Annotated in this window: 14 protein-coding genes; 8 read left to right on the forward strand and 6 right to left on the reverse strand. The window is 70.4% G+C overall.

Annotated features, from left to right (window positions below):
- Positions 1–16 precede the first annotated feature (16 nt).
- The gene (locus tag AXA68_RS14455) at positions 17–640 is read left to right on the forward strand and encodes a methyltransferase domain-containing protein (protein WP_066418198.1); all 624 of its coding nucleotides are present in this window, start codon (positions 17–19) and stop codon (positions 638–640) included.
- A gap of 63 nt (positions 641–703) precedes the next feature.
- On the opposite strand, the gene AXA68_RS14460 is transcribed toward AXA68_RS14455, so the two are convergent.
- Complete coding sequence (locus tag AXA68_RS14460) at positions 704–1231, reverse strand: type IV pilin (protein ID WP_232745124.1); 528 nt, start codon at positions 1229–1231, stop codon at positions 704–706.
- 103 nt (positions 1232–1334) lie between these two features.
- Entirely contained in the window at positions 1335–2678 is a 1344-nt protein-coding gene (locus tag AXA68_RS14465) for a DUF7094 domain-containing protein (protein ID WP_066418199.1), read from the reverse strand.
- 213 nt (positions 2679–2891) lie between these two features.
- On the opposite strand from AXA68_RS14465, the gene AXA68_RS14470 reads away from it, so the two are divergent.
- From AXA68_RS14470 to AXA68_RS14485, 4 genes are all read left to right on the forward strand, one after another.
- Entirely contained in the window at positions 2892–4202 is a 1311-nt protein-coding gene (locus AXA68_RS14470; RefSeq protein WP_066418201.1) for a helix-turn-helix transcriptional regulator, read from the forward strand.
- 115 nt (positions 4203–4317) lie between these two features.
- Positions 4318–4848, forward strand: a complete 531-nt coding sequence (locus tag AXA68_RS14475; protein ID WP_066418202.1) for a DUF5817 family protein — start codon at positions 4318–4320, stop codon at positions 4846–4848.
- Between the two features lie 61 nt (positions 4849–4909).
- Positions 4910–5929 (forward strand): DUF7490 domain-containing protein, encoded by a 1020-nt coding sequence (locus AXA68_RS14480; RefSeq protein WP_066418203.1) that lies wholly within the window; start codon positions 4910–4912, stop codon positions 5927–5929.
- Positions 5926–6492 (forward strand): hypothetical protein, encoded by a 567-nt coding sequence (locus tag AXA68_RS14485; RefSeq protein WP_232745125.1) that lies wholly within the window; start codon positions 5926–5928, stop codon positions 6490–6492. The genes AXA68_RS14480 and AXA68_RS14485 overlap by 4 nt, the downstream gene beginning before the upstream one ends.
- A 16-nt stretch (positions 6493–6508) precedes the next feature.
- Here AXA68_RS14485 and AXA68_RS14490 read toward each other — a convergent pair whose 3' ends face one another.
- Together AXA68_RS14490 and AXA68_RS14495 are read right to left on the reverse strand one after the other, a co-directional pair.
- A complete protein-coding gene (locus AXA68_RS14490) occupies positions 6509–6868 on the reverse strand; it encodes a hypothetical protein (protein WP_066418205.1) in 360 nt (119 codons plus the stop codon).
- Between the two features lie 116 nt (positions 6869–6984).
- Entirely contained in the window at positions 6985–7821 is an 837-nt protein-coding gene (locus AXA68_RS14495) for a cytochrome B (RefSeq protein WP_066418207.1), read from the reverse strand.
- 186 nt (positions 7822–8007) lie between these two features.
- Between AXA68_RS14495 and ppc the strand changes: the two genes are divergently transcribed.
- Entirely contained in the window at positions 8008–10710 is a 2703-nt protein-coding gene (gene ppc / locus AXA68_RS14500; RefSeq protein WP_066418209.1) for a phosphoenolpyruvate carboxylase, read from the forward strand.
- A gap of 64 nt (positions 10711–10774) precedes the next feature.
- Here ppc and AXA68_RS14505 read toward each other — a convergent pair whose 3' ends face one another.
- Positions 10775–10975 carry a CopZ family metallochaperone gene (locus AXA68_RS14505; protein ID WP_066418211.1) on the reverse strand — a complete coding sequence of 67 codons (201 nt, stop codon included), beginning with the start codon at positions 10973–10975 and terminating at the stop codon, positions 10775–10777.
- Positions 10976–11106: 131 nt separating this feature from the next.
- On the opposite strand from AXA68_RS14505, the gene AXA68_RS14510 reads away from it, so the two are divergent.
- Together AXA68_RS14510 and AXA68_RS14515 are read left to right on the forward strand one after the other, a co-directional pair.
- Positions 11107–11730: an AsnC family transcriptional regulator gene (locus AXA68_RS14510; protein WP_066418213.1), complete on the forward strand. Its 624-nt coding sequence runs from the start codon at positions 11107–11109 to the stop codon at positions 11728–11730.
- Between the two features lie 106 nt (positions 11731–11836).
- On the forward strand, positions 11837–14581 hold the full coding sequence (locus AXA68_RS14515; RefSeq protein ID WP_066418215.1) for a heavy metal translocating P-type ATPase: 2745 nt from the start codon (positions 11837–11839) through the stop codon (positions 14579–14581).
- A 257-nt stretch (positions 14582–14838) separates the two neighbouring features.
- Here the strand turns inward: AXA68_RS14515 and AXA68_RS14520 are convergent, their stop codons facing one another.
- Positions 14839–15294, reverse strand: a complete 456-nt coding sequence (locus tag AXA68_RS14520) for a 30S ribosomal protein S19e (RefSeq protein WP_066418216.1) — start codon at positions 15292–15294, stop codon at positions 14839–14841.
- Positions 15295–15310 lie beyond the last annotated feature (16 nt).

Here is a 15310-nt window from a genome sequence, read left to right on the forward strand (position 1 = left end):
CCCCAACCGACGAGCAATGGGGATCCTCGAGGACAAGTCGAACGCCCGGCTGTTCTACAAGTACCTCTCGAAGGTGTACGACCGGGTCAACCGGTTCAACTGGAACGACGAGATGCGGGCGGAGGCGCTCTCGTGGCTGGAGTTCGGCGAGGACGACCGCGTGCTCGACGTGGGCTGCGGAACGGGGTTCGGGACGGAGGGACTGTTGGAACACGCCGACGACGTCCACGGACTCGATCAGAGCGTCCACCAGATGGAGAAGGCCTTCGAGAAGTTCGGGAAACGCGACCGTGTGAACTTCTACCGCGGCGACGCCGAACGACTCCCGTTCCGCGACGACGCGTTCGACGTGGTCTGGTCGTCCGGCTCGATCGAGTACTGGCCGAACCCCGTCGAGGGGCTCCGGGAGCTCCGGCGCGTCGCGAAGCCGGGCGGGCAGGTGCTCGTCGTCGGCCCGGACTACCCGCACAACCGCGTCCTCCAGCGGGTCGCCGACGCGATCATGCTCTTTTACGACGAGGACGAGGCCGACCGGATGTTCGAGGCGGCGGGCTACGAGGAGTTCGAACACCACATCCAGCGTGCGACCCCGCGGAGCCCGCGGGCCATCACGACCGTCGCGCGGGTCCCCGAGGAGTAGGTCGAGTCGGGGGACGGGGAGACGCGACGGGCCGCGAGGCGGCCGAGGAGACGCCAGGCGCTTTCACCCCGGACGCGCGGTCGCCTCCAGCGTCGCGATCGGCTGCTCGCGGACCGAGAGCCGAAGCTCGACCCGGTCGCCCGGCTCGATGAGCGGCTCGTTCGTCCCCGCGATCCGGAACGACGCGGACCCGCCGACGACCCACTCGCCGTCGCTCGCCGCGTTGAACGCGCCGGTTGGACCGGGCTTGAACCCGGCCGCCGAGAAGAACGGGACCGGCGGTTGACGCGCCAGCGGCTCGCCGTTCACCCCGACGCGGACCGCCATCTCGTCGACGGGGATCGGGTCGCCGCCGTCGTGGGTGACCGTGATCCGGTCCCCCTCGACCTCCATCGATATCATCGTGGTCGGCGACGGCTCGGCGGGGGAATCAAGCGTCGTCGCCGCCGTGACGCCGACTGCGAGGAGGACCGTCACCGCGACGAGCAGCAGACCGGCGAGCGGGGCGAGCGCACGCGTCGAGCGCCGCGGGATCGGCGTGTTCGGCGCGTCGGACGCGTTCGGCGGGCGTGAGGGAGTTCGTGACGACACGGCCCGTCTGGGCCGTCATCCGGTAAAAGGGATCGCCGACGGGAGCGCTCCGACGCCGCGTCGCAGCGGCGGGTTCCTCGGGTATCGGCGGGTCTCGTCTCGGTCAGCCGCCCCCGTCCGTCCCGCTCTCGTCCCCGATGTCGGTCGTCACTCGAGGCGTCGCGATCGGATCGATGTCGTCGATGACGGCGACTCGCGGCTCGTCGACGACGGTGATCCGGTACGGATCGGCCGGCGAGAGCGTTCGGACCACGCCGTTCTCGTCGGTGGTCCCGATGGTCTCGCTCGGGGTGCCGCCGGCGCTTTTCGTCACCGTGATCCCCTCGAGCGGGTCGCCGGTGGCCGAATCGAGGACGGTGACGGTCACGGGGCCGCCGGGGTACGTCCGGTTGACGGTGACGTTGAATCCGTCCTCCGAGGTGGAGACGGAGTTCGCGTCGGGGAACGTCGAGAGCGCCACCCGCTGGTGTTCGAGGAACACCCGTTCGGTCCCGCCGCTGACGAACGTCCGGAGGGTTCCGAAGTCGTGGTCGACGGTGATCCGCTGGACCGTCCCCGCGCCGAGCGCGTCCGGTGCGGTGAGGTTGGCAGTCTCCGGATACGCCTCGATCGTCGCGTTTATCGCGGCCTCGCTCCCGAGGTCGTCGGCACCGCGGTCCCACCGGTCGCGACGGAGCGACTCTCTGACGTACTGGCCGTCGACGATCGTCGCGAGGACCAGCGAGTTCGGGCTCGACTGGACGTGGATCTCGGTTCCCATCCGCTCGCCGCGAACCGTCTCGAGGGCGATCTCCCGGACGGGGCCCTCGTACACCAGGAGCTGGACCTGGAGCGTGCTGACGCGGTCCGGCGTGCTGAACCCGTCCGTCTCCTCGGCGAGCTCGGCGAGCGTCTCGAGCCGGCCGTCGTACTCGCGCGCGATCGCCGCGATCCGGACCAGCTCGTCGAGGAGTTCGCGGTCGGTCAGCTCCCCCGATGCGTGCGCGTTGATAACCGCCGTCTGTCGGCTGTCGAGGCTCACCTCGTCCTGTTCCACCTGGTTTATCGCGGCGAGGATCCGGCGTTGCCGCTCGGCGTTCGTCTCGGCGGACTCGATCCGCCGTATCGCGGCTTCCGTCCGGAGGGCCGCGTCCGAATCGCCGACCGCGAGCCCGAGCGAGGTACCGAGATTGACGCCGCGCCGGTGGCTCGAGAGCCGCGGTTCGACGCCGGGCGGCGTCGACAACACGCGGAGGGTGAAGTTCTCCCCGTGCGTCGAGGCCGGCCCCGTCCCCGGACCGACCGAGCCGATCGCGGACGGGACGGGATCGGAGACGCTCGGCTGCGACACGGGATCGGGGACGGACGACGCGGACCGGGCGTCGGCCGTCGCGCCCGCGGGACCGATCCCCGCGACGACCGGCGAGACGAGGAGGAGGGCGGCGACGAAGACCGAGAGGGCTCTCATCGTCGCCCGCTTCTCCGGCAAGGGTCAAAAACCCACCCCAACTCGACGGCCGCGGAGGTGAACGCCGTGTCGCCGGCGACGACGCGGGATCCGCGGCGGTCGACGCGGAATCCCGGTCGCCGACGCCGAGTCCGTCGCGATCGGAGACTTTCGTGGACGGAGAGGCGGTGTATAGAAAGCGTTTTGCCCGGGGCGCGAGAGCCCCCGAACTACATGCGGAACCCCGCGATCCGCGTTCTCCTCGTCGCGTTCCTCGCCGTTGCCCTCGTGGCCGGCGCGGGGGTCGCCGTCGGGGAGGTCGCCCCCTCCACTCACCCGTCACCGCCGGAGTCGACGCCGACGAGTTCGATAGGGACCGCCGCGTCACCGCAGGTCGACGGGACGGCCGTGCCGACGGGCGAGACGCGGATCCGGATCGACTTACGGTCGAACCGGGACGCGCGGTGGGAAGTGGTCGTCCGGTACGAGTTCGCCGACCCGAACCGAACGGCCGCGTTCGAGACGGTCGGGGAGCGGTTCGTGGAGGGGGAGGTCGGGCCGACGCCCGCGCTGTTCGAGCGGTTCGCCGAGGAGGCGAGCCGGAACACCGACCGCGAGATGTCGGTGGTGAACGTCGAGCGCGAGTACGTCGTCATCGAGGACCCCGAAACCGCGGGAAACGGCACGGACGGCGGCGACTCGTCGGGAGCGGGAGCCGCGGAGACGGGCGAGTCCGGGGAGATAGCCGCCGCGGGGGAGCTTCGATTGACCTTCGTCTGGACGGAGTTCCTGGCGGAGGACGGCGAGGACCTCGTGTTGGGTGACGCGCTGACGACGGCGAACAACGGGACTTGGCTCCGATCGCTCGAGTCCGGTCAGACGATCGAGGTGACCACCCCGGATGGGTACTCCATCTCGGGGACGCCGGGAGCGAACGTGCGACTGGAGGACAACGCCGTGGTCATCCAGGGGCCGCGCGTGTTCGCCGACGGCGACCGCGTGGCGGTCGTGTACGCGCCGACACCGACCACGCCGGCCGGGGAGACGCCGCCGTGGACGCTTCTCGCCGGCGCGATCGTCCTCGCGGCCGTCGTCATCGCCGGCGGACTCGTCGGGTACCGCCGGTACGGGTCCGGCGACGGAACGACGGCGACCGAACCGGACCGACCCGGACCGGGAACCGGCTCTGAGACGCGGACGGTCGACGAGGACGAGACCGTTGGGGAGGGGGCCGACGACGACCTCGCCGGCGGCGCGGGCGACGAGCCCGAGGAGGACCTCTCGCTGCTGTCCGACGAGGAGCGCGTCGAGCGCCTTCTCGGCCGAAACGGCGGGCGAATGCGCCAGGCGGACATCGTCGCCGAGACGGGGTGGTCGGACGCGAAGGTGTCCCAGCTCCTCTCGGCGATGGCCGACGAGGGACGCGTCGAGAAGCTCCGGCTCGGCCGGGAGAACCTGATCTCGCTGCCCGACGACGCGTCCGACGCGAGCGGTCCGGACGGTCCGAACGGTTCAGAGGATTCCGCCGACGGCGACGGGACCTGATCCGCCCGTTCCGTTTCGTCCCGTCCCGTTTCGGCCCGTTCCGTCCTGCCCATCCCGGAGCGGCGTCGACGCCGGGAGCCGAGGGTTCAAATCGGGGCCGGGCGAACACGCGGACATGTACGCGGTCGTCGGCTGTAACGGGTGCGGGAACCTCTGGCTCGTTCGCGACCCGCGGGCGAGCGAGACGGCCCGCTGTTCGCGGTGTGAGAGGACCCACCGGACCGCGAAGCTCAAACGCCTCTTCGAGTCCGAGGACCGCGACGCGGCCCGCGAGGCGCGGGCGGCCCTGCTCGCGAAGAAGCGCGGCGACTCGGAGGCCTTCGCGGCGGTCGACCACGTCGCGGACCTCGAACGCGCCGTCGAGGACGCCGGCGTCGACGACTGCGAGTACCTCGAGGCCTCCGGGCTCGACGCCGACGCGGTGTTCGAGGCCGGGTCGCGCGCGGAGGGGAACGCGGGATCGACGCGGTCGCGGGAGGAGATCGTCCGGGACGCGGTCGAGGAGGCGGCGGAGCCGACCGAGGAGGAGATCGTCGCGTACGCGACCGAGCACGGCGTCCCGGCCGACGCGGCCCGCGACCTCCTGGAGAAGCTGACCCGTCGCGGGGAGCTGTCGGAGTCGCAGGGGCGGTACCGGGCGCTGTGACTCGCCGACGCTCCGGTCCGGATCGGACAAGACACTTACCTCCGGGATAGGATCGCGGCGTATGGACACGCGAACCACCCTCCTGGCGATCGCCGCCGCGGTCGTGCTCGCGGGCGCGGTCGGGATCGTCGCGGTCCCCGACGCCGTCGACGACCCGCGAGCGGAGGCCGACCGTCCCGGACAGGTCGGCCTCGTCGACGTCGTCGTCGCCCCCGGCGAGGTCCGCGGGGAGACGGCGACGCTCGACCTGCTCGTCGACCTCGAACACCACGGGTCGACCGTGGAGAACGTCACGGTCCGCCACCGCGCCATCGACGCGGACTCCGGGCTGCTCGTCGACGAGACGACCGTCGACGTCGGCACCGTCGACCGCGAGGGGGAGACGACCGTGAACGGCAGCCTCGACGTGGAACGCGAGGGCGGGTATCGACTCGAAACGGTGGTGTACGTCGACGGCGAGCGTCGGAGCGAACGGACCACGCGAGTCGCCGGCGTCTCGGCGCTCACGCCGTCGTACGCCGACTCGCCGGTCGGGTTCGCCGACGGGAACGTCTGGCCGACCGTCGCCGTGAGCGTGGCCGAGACGACGGAGGAGACCGCGACGCTGTCGGTCTCCGTGTCGGTCACGAACCGCGGCGACGACGCCTCCGACGAGATCGAGCTCCGGCTGCTGCTCCGGCAGGCGGAGTCCAACGTGATCGCCGATCGGGCGACCGAGACGGTCGGGTCGGTGCGGCCCGGTCGGACCGACACCGTGACGACGACGCTCGAGGCCCCGGACGGGTACAACTACTACGTCGACGCCGCGCTCTTCGACGACGACGTGCTGATAGACGAGACGCAGGGCGTGGCCAACCTCGACCCGCAGGAGACGATCAGCGCGAACGAGACGGTTCGGGACGTCGCCTTCGAGGTCGAGGACTTCTCCGAGGAGACCGGCGAGGACCTCGACGGCGGGAGCGACGGCGGCGCGCCGGACCGCGGCGACGGGAGCACCGACGACGCGACGCCGGGCTTCGGCGTCGTCGTCGCGGTCGCCGGACTCCTCGCCGCGGCGCTTCTCGCACGGAGGGCGTCATGAGCGACGATCGCCCCTCGACGCCGGCCGACGACGCGACGAACGCGACGAACGACACTACCGACCCACGGACCGTCGACCCACGGAACACCGACGCCATGACCGACACACCGGACGAAACGGAAACCGCCTCGACGACGACCGCCCCCACGACCGCTTCGATGACCGAATCGGCAACCGAACCGGCGACCGCGACCGACGGAGGCACCGCGGGAGACGGCTCGGCGGGAGAGGACGCCGAACCGCCCGAGGAGAGCGACTCTCGGCTCTCCCGGCTCTCCTCTGATGACCTCCGCGGGCTGCTCGACCGGATCGGGCTCGCCGCCCTGGTGTTGCTCGCGCTGATCGCGGGATGGAGCTTCTACGGCCAGACCGGGCGCGCGATCCGGACGTGGCTCGATCCGGCCTACCACCCGATCGCGCTCGCGGCGTTCAACCTCGCGGTGCTGTTCGTCGCGCTCGCGGGCGTGACCCACCAACTCCGTCGGATCCGCGCCGGCGACGAGGAGGAGCCGGAGCCGAGTCGAACGGAGGGGCGACACACGTCGGAGGACGCCGACCGGTAAGCGACCGGCGGCCGGGCTACTCCTCGGGCAGGTCCTCGGTGCTGGCGGGGATCCGTTCGACCCGTCCCGCGAGCGTCGCGGCGTCGCCGGCGACGGTCGACGCCTCGACGCCGGCCTCGTCGGCGACCAGTTGGACGTGCGCCGCGAGCAGCGCGAGCGCGCGCAGCCCCTCGGATTCGGGATCGTCGGCGGTCCGCTGCGCGAACGTTGTGTCCACCTCGCCGTCGCGGACGACGCCGACGTGGACCGCCTCGATCCCGTCGTCGTCGAGGAGGTCGCGGGCGCGCTCGAGTTCGACGGCGAACTCGTCGCGCTCGTCGCCGTCTCGATCGTCCCCGCCGTCGCGTCCCTCGGAGGGCTCGTCGTGGTTGCTCATGGACGGAGTTCGGGTGAACGAGGGAAAAACGCCGCGCTCCGCGTCGTTCGAGGATCCGACGACGGATCGGTGAAGGACCGTGACACGTCGGGGAGAGAACGCGGCGGATCGACCGTCTAGTCTTCCGGGCGCGGCCGCGCGACGAACAGCGCCTGCTCGAGCGTGAACGGGTCGTAGCCGGACTGGTGACAGACGCAGTAGGTCCCGTCGCCGACGCCGTAGCGGGAGGACTCCTCGAGCTGTTTGTAGCCGGGGATACAACAGAAGTGCGTACAGACGTTGAGGTACGCCATGAACCCCTGGTCGGTCGACGCCTCGACCCACTCGTCCTCCTGGGCGGCCTCCTCGATCCGCGTCGAGCGGATGACGGTCGCGTTGAGCGACGAGTCGGCGTCCTCCGAGCGCCACGTCACGGCCGCGGGCTTCCCGACGCCGTCGTTGCCGACGCCGTTCCCCCACGTGTCGTAGTTCTGGAAGTCGTCGATATGGATCCGGTCGCCCCCGGAGTAGGTGTTGTCCTGCCACTCGTACTGCCCGGTCTCCGCCCGGAAGAGGTTGTCCGACTCGAAGTTCGGGGCGATGTTCTCCTGTGACTCCACGCCGCAGTACTGGAACCACGCGCCCGAGTACGTGCGTCCGCCGAGCTGCTGTTGGGCCACCTCGATCTCCTGGCCGCCCTGTTCGATCGTCTGGACCTCGGGCCAGATCCCCTCGATGTACCCCTCGTCGGTGACGCGCACCGGGATCTGCGGGAGGCCGCGCGGGGCCGGGCCGGTCACCTTGGCGATGGTCATCGCCGTGGTCTGCCCGCCGCCGACGCCGCCGGCGGTCGTCAGGGTGTTTACCGTCACCGACCCGGTCGCGCCGACCCCCGCGAGCGCCGCGCCGCCGACGACGCCCTTGACGAAGCGCCGCCGCCCGGACTCAGCCGGGTACTTGTCGGACATGCTCATACGATCGGTTCGGGATGGACCGGTAAAAAGGGTGACGAACCCGCCGGTTCCCTCCGAGTCGACGCACCGACCCGCTCGATCGGGACGCGTCGGCGTCCCCGAACCGTCACGAACATTCACTCGGAGCCGAGGCAAACGTTCGGGGATACGGCGGTTTTAACCGGAACCCACCGCAGCGTGTGTGGTATGGAGTTACACAATCGAAGCGTGCGGACGGACGTCCGCGAGCTCGGCGCGCTGCTCGGCGACGTGCTCGCGGCACAGACCTCGACGGCGGCCTACGAGACGGTCGAGGACCTCCGGACCGCCGCGATCGAGTACCGACGGGGCGACGCGGCGAGCCGCGACGCCCTCGAGGAGACGATCGGGGGGCTCTCGGACGCCCGCGAGGACGTCGTCGCGCGGGCGTTCACGACGTACTTCGAGCTGATCAACCTCGCCGAGGAGCGCGAGCGCGTCCGCGCCGTCAGAAACGCCGACGCCGACGGGTCCCTCCACGACTCCCTCGAGGAGACGGTCGGGGAGCTGGCCGAGGCCGGCGTCGGAGCCGACGAGTTCGAGGAGCTGCTCGCGGACGTGCTCATCGAGCCGACGTTCACCGCCCACCCCACGGAGGCGCGGCGGGCGACGGTCAAGGCGAAGCTCCGGTCGATCGCGACCCACCTCGAGGAGCTGGACGAATGCGACATGACCGACCGCGAGCGGAACGCCGTCTGGCGCGACGTCACCGCCGAGGTGACGAGCCTCTGGGGGACCAGACAGGTCCGCCAGCGCCGGCCGGAGCCGGAAGACGAGGCGCGAAACGTCCAGTGGTACCTCGAGAACACGCTGTTCGACGTGGTCGGCGACGCCTACGAGGAGTTCGAGGAGACCATCTCGAGCGAGTACCCGGACGCGGACTGTCCCAAGCTCTTCGAGTTCCGCTCGTGGGCGGGCTCCGACCGCGACGGCAACCCGTTCGTCACGCCGGAGGTGACGACGAAGACGCTCGAACGGCAGCGCGAGATAGCCGTCGAGAAGTACCGCGACCGGTGTAAGCGGCTCTCGGCGGTGTTGAGCCAGGACGGCGAGCGGTACGCGGTCGACGGTCCCCTCCGGGAGTCGCTGGCGGCGGACGCCGAGCGGTTCCCGACGGTGGTCGAGGAGGCCCGCGAGCGGTACCCCGACGAGCCGTACCGCCAGAAGCTGAAGCTGATGCGCGAGCGGCTCGACCGCGTCGACGACGTACGTCCGGGCGGGTATCCCGACGGCGACGCGTTCCTCGCGGACCTCGAGGTCATCGCCGAGTCGCTCTCGGTCGACCGCAACGACGTGGTCCGGACGTCGTTCATCGATCCGCTCCGCCGACAGGTCGACACGTTCGGGTTCGTCCTCGCGTCGCTCGACCTCCGGGACCACCGCGAGAACCACACCGAGGCGGTCGCCGAGGCGGTCGCGGCCGAGGGCGTCGACTACCGCGGGATGGACGAGGCGGCGCGGGCCGAGTTCCTCACCGAGGCGATCCTCCAGGGGGATCCGATCGTCGACGCGGAGGACCCCGGCGACGTCTCGGAGACGACGGAGCGCGTGTTCCGCCGCTTCCGCGAGCTCGCCGACTGGCAGGCGGAGTACGGCACGCAGGCGATAGACACCTACTGTATCTCGATGACCGAGGAGCCGAGCCACGTCCTCGAGGTGCTCTTCCTCGCCGACCAGGTCGGCGTCGTCTCCCTGCCCGATCACTGCGGGATCGACGTCGTCCCCCTACTCGAGACCGAGTCAGCGCTCAACGGGGCCGAACGGATCCTCGGGACGCTCTTCGAGAACGAGGCGTACGGGACGGCCCTCGAGACCCGCGGCGGGGTCCAGGAGGTCATGCTCGGCTACTCCGACTCGAACAAGGAGAACGGCTTCCTCGCGGCCAACTGGGACCTCTACAAGAACCAGCGCCGGCTCGCGAGCTTCTGTCGCGAGGAGGGCGTCACCCTCCGGCTGTTCCACGGTCGCGGCGGCTCCATCTCCCGGGGCGGCGGGCCGATGAACGAGGCGCTGCTCGCGCTCCCGAACGAGACCGTCACCGGACAGGTGAAGTTCACGGAGCAGGGCGAGGCGATAGCCGAGAAGTACGCCAACCGCCGCATCGCCGAGCGCGAGCTCGAGCAGATGCTCGACGCGCAGATCCGCGCCCGCCACGAGGCGAACGAGGAGCCGACGGAGGACGTCCCGGAGGAGTGGGTCGACGCGATGGAGACGATGGTGCCGGCGGCCCGAAGCGAGTACCGCGACCTGTTGAGCGCCGACGGGTTCGTCTCGTACTTCGGACAGGCGACGCCGATCGCCGTCGTCGAGGACCTCAACCTCGGCTCCCGGCCCGCCTCCCGCAGCGGGGAGCGCACGGTCGAGGACCTCCGGGCGATCCCGTGGGTGTTCTCGTGGACGCAGACCCGTCTCATCCTCCCCGGCTGGTACGCGCTGGGGTCCGGACTCGACGCCTACCTCGAGGAGGCGGGCGAGGAGGCGGGGCTCGCGACGCTCCGGGAGATGTACGACGAGTGGCCGTTCTTCCGGACGACCCTCGACAACGCCGCGCTCGCGCTCGCGCGGACCGAGCCGGAGATCGCGGCCGAGTACGCCGACCTGGCCGACGACGACCTCCGCGAACGCTTCTTCCCGCGGCTCGTCGGGGAGTACGAGCGCGGGCGCGAGCTCGTGCTCGCGGTCAGCGGTCGCGACGAGCTCATCCGGCGCGACTGGCTCGCCGAGAGCCTCGACCGGCGGAACCCCTACGTTGACCCGCTCAACCTGCTCCAGGTCGACCTGCTCGGGCGGGACGACCGGACCGACGACGAGGAGCGGACGCTCCGGCTCACCGTCAACGGGATCGCCGCCGGGATGAAGAACACCGGGTGACGCCCGTCACGGACGGTCGGCCCGCCGAAGTCCGGTGGCTTCCCCGCGTCGCGTTCCTCGACCGCTACCCGCCGTGGGCGGTGTAGCCGGCGTCCTCGACGGCCGCCACGAGGGCCGCGGCGTCGGCGTCGCCCTCGACGCTCGCCCGTCCGCCCTCCCGGTCGGCGGTCGCGTCGGTCACGCCGGACACGTCCCGAAGCGCCTCCTCGACCGTTCGTTCACAGTGCTCGCAGGACATCCCCTCGACGTCGATGGTCGTCGTCATACGGGCGTCCGTACGTCCCCCGCGCTTTAGCGGGTTTCGCCTTCGATCGTTCGACCGGAGGGGCATCCGAACCGTGGAATCGAAAGCCGGTTCGCCGGTGTGCTTTACTCTCTCCGCTTCCACGCTCCGCCATGCGCGATCTGGACGAGACCGACCTCGAGATCCTCCGGCTCCTGCTGTCGAACGCCCGCCGACCGTACAGCGACATCGCGGACGCCGTGGGGCTCTCGGCCCCGGCCGTGTCGGATCGGGTGACGAGGCTCCGGGAGGCGGGCGTCATCAACCGGTTCACGCTCGACGTCGATCGGTCACAGCTGCGCGGCGGCATCCCGGTGTTGATCACGCTCGACGTCGGGGACGCGAGCGTCGCGTCGATCAGGGAGCACCTCCTGGACGAGAGCGCGGTCGAGCACGCGTTCACCACGGCCGAGGCCGACCTGATACTCTACGCCAGGGTTCCGGACAACGACGTCGCCGGCTGGCTCTCGGATACCCTCGACGGCGGCGCGGTCGACGACGGGATGGATGTGGACGACGCGATCGGCGACCTCGAGGTGACGCTGCTCGCGGGGGCGGACTGGTCGCCCGACCTGGGCGGAACGGAGTTCGCCCTCTCCTGTGCGCAGTGCGGAAACACGGTCGACAGCGAGGGGACGGCGACCCGCATCGACGGCGAGTTGTACCAGTTCTGTTGTCCGTCGTGCGAGAGCCGGTTCGCGGAGAAGTACGAACGGCTCCGAGAGGGGACCGAGTGAGCGGACTCCACGCCCCGCAACGCTTCGGATCCGAAAGTTTCGACCGTCGATCGCCGAACCTTCGAAAGGGAAACTCCACTAAGTACGGACCCCGTACGTATAGGTAATGAGCCAGCATCGAAGCCAGATCAGCATTCAGGGGATGAGCTGTGCGAACTGTTCACAGACCGTCGCCGAGGCCGTCGAGTCGCTCGAGGGCGTCTCGGAGGCGAACGTCAACTTCGCCACCGACGAGGGGTCGGTCGCGTACGACCCCGAGAGGGTCTCGCTCGGGGAAGTGTTCGACGCGATCGAGGAAGCCGGCTACGAACCAGTGACGGAGTCGGTCACGATCGCGGTCACCGACATGTCGTGTGCGAACTGCTCGGAGACGATCGAGGACGCGCTCGAGCGGACGCCGGGGGTCGTCGACGCCGACGCCAACTACGCCACCGACGAGGCCCAGGTGACGTACAACCCCGCCGAGGCGAACCGCCGAGACCTCTACGAGGCGATCGAGGAGGCCGGCTACTCGCCCGTTCGGGAGGACGCCGGAACCGGGACCGAAACCGACGACGGCTCGGGGGGCGACGCCCGCGAGGCCGCTCGCCAGGGCGAGATCCGTCGACAGCTTCGCTTGACGCTGTTCGGGGCCGCGCTCTCCCTCCCGCTTCTGGCGTTCATGGTCGACCACCTGCTGGGGCTCGGACTCGTCGGCGACTCCGTCGCCGGGATCCCGACTCCCTGGGTCGCGTTCGCGCTGGCGACGCCGGTCCAGGCGGTGCTCGGCAAGCCGTTCTACGAGAACTCCTACAAGGCGCTCGTCACGAACGGCCGCGCCAACATGGACGTGCTGATCGCGCTGGGCTCGTCGACCGCGTACGTCTACTCCGTGGCGGTTCTGTTCCAGGTCATCGCCGGCGAGGTCTACTTCGACACGGCGGCGTTCATCCTCGTGTTCATCACGCTCGGCAACTACCTCGAGGCCCGCTCGAAGGGGCAGGCCGGCGAGGCGCTCCGGAAGCTGCTGGAGATGGAGGCTGACACCGCCACGGTCGTCGACGAGGACGGAAACGAGGAGGAGGTCCCCCTCGAGGACGTCGCGGTCGGCGACCGGATGAAGGTCCGCCCCGGCGAGCGGATCCCCACGGACGGCGTCGTCGTCGACGGCCGGTCGGCGGTCGACGAGTCCATGGTGACCGGCGAGTCCGTCCCCGTCGAGAAGTCGGAGGGCGACGAGGTCGTCGGGTCGACGATCAACGAGAACGGCGTGCTCGTCGTCGAGGCGACGAAGGTCGGGGAAGACACCGCGCTCCAGCAGATCGTTCGGACGGTGAAGGAGGCGCAGTCCCGCCAGCCCGACATCCAGAACCTCGCCGACCGCATCTCCGCGTACTTCGTCCCCGCGGTCATCGCGAACGCCATGGTGTGGGGCGTGGCGTGGTTCCTGTTCCCCGCGGCGCTCGCGGGATTCGTCGACGCGCTCCCGCTGTGGGGTCTCGTCGCGGGCGGCCCCACGGTCGTCGGCGGCGGCGTCTCGGTCTTCGAGTTCGGGGTCATCGTGTTCGCCTCGGCCGTCCTGATCGCGTGTCCCTGCGCGCTGGGACTGGCGACGCCGGCCGCCACGATGGTCGGGACGACCATCGGCGCGGGCAACGGCGTCCTCTTCAAGGGCGGCGACGTCCTCGAGCGCGCGAAGGACGTCGACACCGTCGTCTTCGACAAGACCGGGACGCTCACGGAAGGCGAGATGGAGCTGACCGACGTCGTCGTCTTCGGTGACGACGGGCAGCCGGTCGCGGACGGCGGCGCCGCGGCGGTCGACGACGCGGACTCCGCAACCGACGGCGGCCGACTCGCCGCGCGCGACCGGCTCGACGAGGACGACGTGTTGCGGCTCGCCGCGAGCGCCGAGAGCGGGAGCGAACACCCGCTCGCGCGTGCGATCGTCGACGGCGCGGAGGACCGCGGCATCGACGTGACCGAGCCCGACGACTTCGAGAACGTCCCCGGCCAGGGCGTCAAAGCGACCGTGGACGGCAGGGCGGTCCGACGGACCGCCGAATGGTCGAGCGGCGACGGGACGGAGCCGGGAGACGTCGAGGTGCTGGTCGGCAACCGGAAGCTCCTCCGGGACAACGGGATCGATCCCGCGCCCGCCGAAGAGACGATGGAGCGTCTCGAGAACGAGGGGAAGACCGCGATGCTGGTCGCGGTGCGCGGTTCGGAGCGAGGCGAGAACCGCGATGCGAGCGGCGGTCAGGCGCGAGCGGAGGGCGAACTCGTGGGCGTCGTCGCCGACGCCGACACGGTCAAGGAGAGCGCGCGGGACGCCGTGAGCCAACTCAGGGAGCGGGGCGTCGACGTGATGATGATCACCGGCGACAACGAGCGGACCGCCCGCGCGGTCGCCGAGCGGGTCGGCATCGACCCCGAGAACGTCCGCGCGGAGGTGCTTCCCGAGGACAAATCGGACGCCGTGGAGTCCATCCAGGACGAGGGTCGAAAGGCGATGATGGTCGGCGACGGCGTCAACGACGCCCCCGCGCTCGCGGTCGCGTACGTCGGCACGGCCATCGGCTCGGGGACCGACGTCGCCATCGAGGCCGCCGACGTGACGCTGATGCGCGACGACCCGGTCGACGTCGTGAAGGCGATCCGCATCTCGGAGGCGACGCTCGCGAAGATCAAACAGAACCTCGTGTGGGCGCTCGGCTACAACACGGCGATGATCCCGCTGGCCTCGCTCGGACTGCTCCAGCCCGTGCTCGCCGCCGTCGCGATGGCGTTCTCCAGCGTGTCGGTGCTGTCGAACAGCCTCCTGTTCCGCCGGTACACGCCGGACGAGGAGTACCGACCGCTGTGGCGGTAAACGCCGGAGCGAGCCGAACGAACCGAAACGAGATCCCGACGTCGACGGAGTCCGGACGACATCGACCCGTTTCGGGGGGCCACGATCTCGCGGGACGGAACACGCCGAGCGGCACGCGTGCGCTCGGGTTTGATATAGCGATATCGGATACAAGTGGAACAGTGCGGAGCGGGTCCCGATCGACGCTCACGAACGAGTAACGACGCCGCGAGCCGGGGGCTCACGGCGGGCGAGATCGGGAAGAGAACGGAGACGGTCTACGCGTAGCGTTCGAGTTCCGGCCGGTCGAGGTCCTCGAGGACCTCGCTCGCGACCTCCGAGAGGAACGCCTCGCCCTCGTCGGAGACGCGGCGACCCTCGCCGGCGGCGGTAGTGACGAGACCCTCCTCCTCGAGCGCCTGGAGCGACGCGCGGATGAGCTTGCGGGAGCCGCTCTCGTGCTCGCCGGGGCGAACGACGTAGCGGTTGGAGCCGCGCTTCTTCGAGCCGTACTCGGTGGCGAGCCGCTCGATGCCGATGGGCTCGTTCTGTGCGACCTTCCGGAGGAGACTCGCCGAGCGGACGTACCAGAAGTCGTCCTGCTCGGGCGGGAGCTCCTTGCCCGCGCCGGTCTTCGTGAACTCCACCCAGTCGGGCTCGTCGATCCGCTCCTCGAGTCGCGCCGCGACCGCCTCGATGAGGGCGTCCGCCGGCACGTCGTAGATGGTTACCATTAGGGGAGAATTCAGC

The sequence above is a fragment of the Halorubrum aethiopicum genome (genome assembly GCF_001542905.1).
GTDB lineage: Archaea > Halobacteriota > Halobacteria > Halobacteriales > Haloferacaceae > Halorubrum > Halorubrum aethiopicum.

Coding starts and splice junctions, on each gene's coding strand:
- AXA68_RS14470 (WP_066418201.1), top strand. CDS start 2,892: ATGCGGAACCCCGCGATCCGCGTTCTCCTCGTCGCGTTCCTCGCCGTT.
- AXA68_RS14480 (WP_066418203.1), top strand. CDS start 4,910: ATGGACACGCGAACCACCCTCCTGGCGATCGCCGCCGCGGTCGTGCTC.
- AXA68_RS14520 (WP_066418216.1), bottom strand. CDS start 15,294: ATGGTAACCATCTACGACGTGCCGGCGGACGCCCTCATCGAGGCGGTC.
- AXA68_RS14510 (WP_066418213.1), top strand. CDS start 11,107: ATGCGCGATCTGGACGAGACCGACCTCGAGATCCTCCGGCTCCTGCTG.
- AXA68_RS14485 (WP_232745125.1), top strand. CDS start 5,926: ATGAGCGACGATCGCCCCTCGACGCCGGCCGACGACGCGACGAACGCG.
- AXA68_RS14515 (WP_066418215.1), top strand. CDS start 11,837: ATGAGCCAGCATCGAAGCCAGATCAGCATTCAGGGGATGAGCTGTGCG.
- AXA68_RS14475 (WP_066418202.1), top strand. CDS start 4,318: ATGTACGCGGTCGTCGGCTGTAACGGGTGCGGGAACCTCTGGCTCGTT.
- ppc (WP_066418209.1), top strand. CDS start 8,008: ATGGAGTTACACAATCGAAGCGTGCGGACGGACGTCCGCGAGCTCGGC.
- AXA68_RS14490 (WP_066418205.1), bottom strand. CDS start 6,868: ATGAGCAACCACGACGAGCCCTCCGAGGGACGCGACGGCGGGGACGAT.
- AXA68_RS14495 (WP_066418207.1), bottom strand. CDS start 7,821: ATGAGCATGTCCGACAAGTACCCGGCTGAGTCCGGGCGGCGGCGCTTC.
- AXA68_RS14465 (WP_066418199.1), bottom strand. CDS start 2,678: ATGAGAGCCCTCTCGGTCTTCGTCGCCGCCCTCCTCCTCGTCTCGCCG.
- AXA68_RS14505 (WP_066418211.1), bottom strand. CDS start 10,975: ATGACGACGACCATCGACGTCGAGGGGATGTCCTGCGAGCACTGTGAA.
- AXA68_RS14455 (WP_066418198.1), top strand. CDS start 17: ATGGGGATCCTCGAGGACAAGTCGAACGCCCGGCTGTTCTACAAGTAC.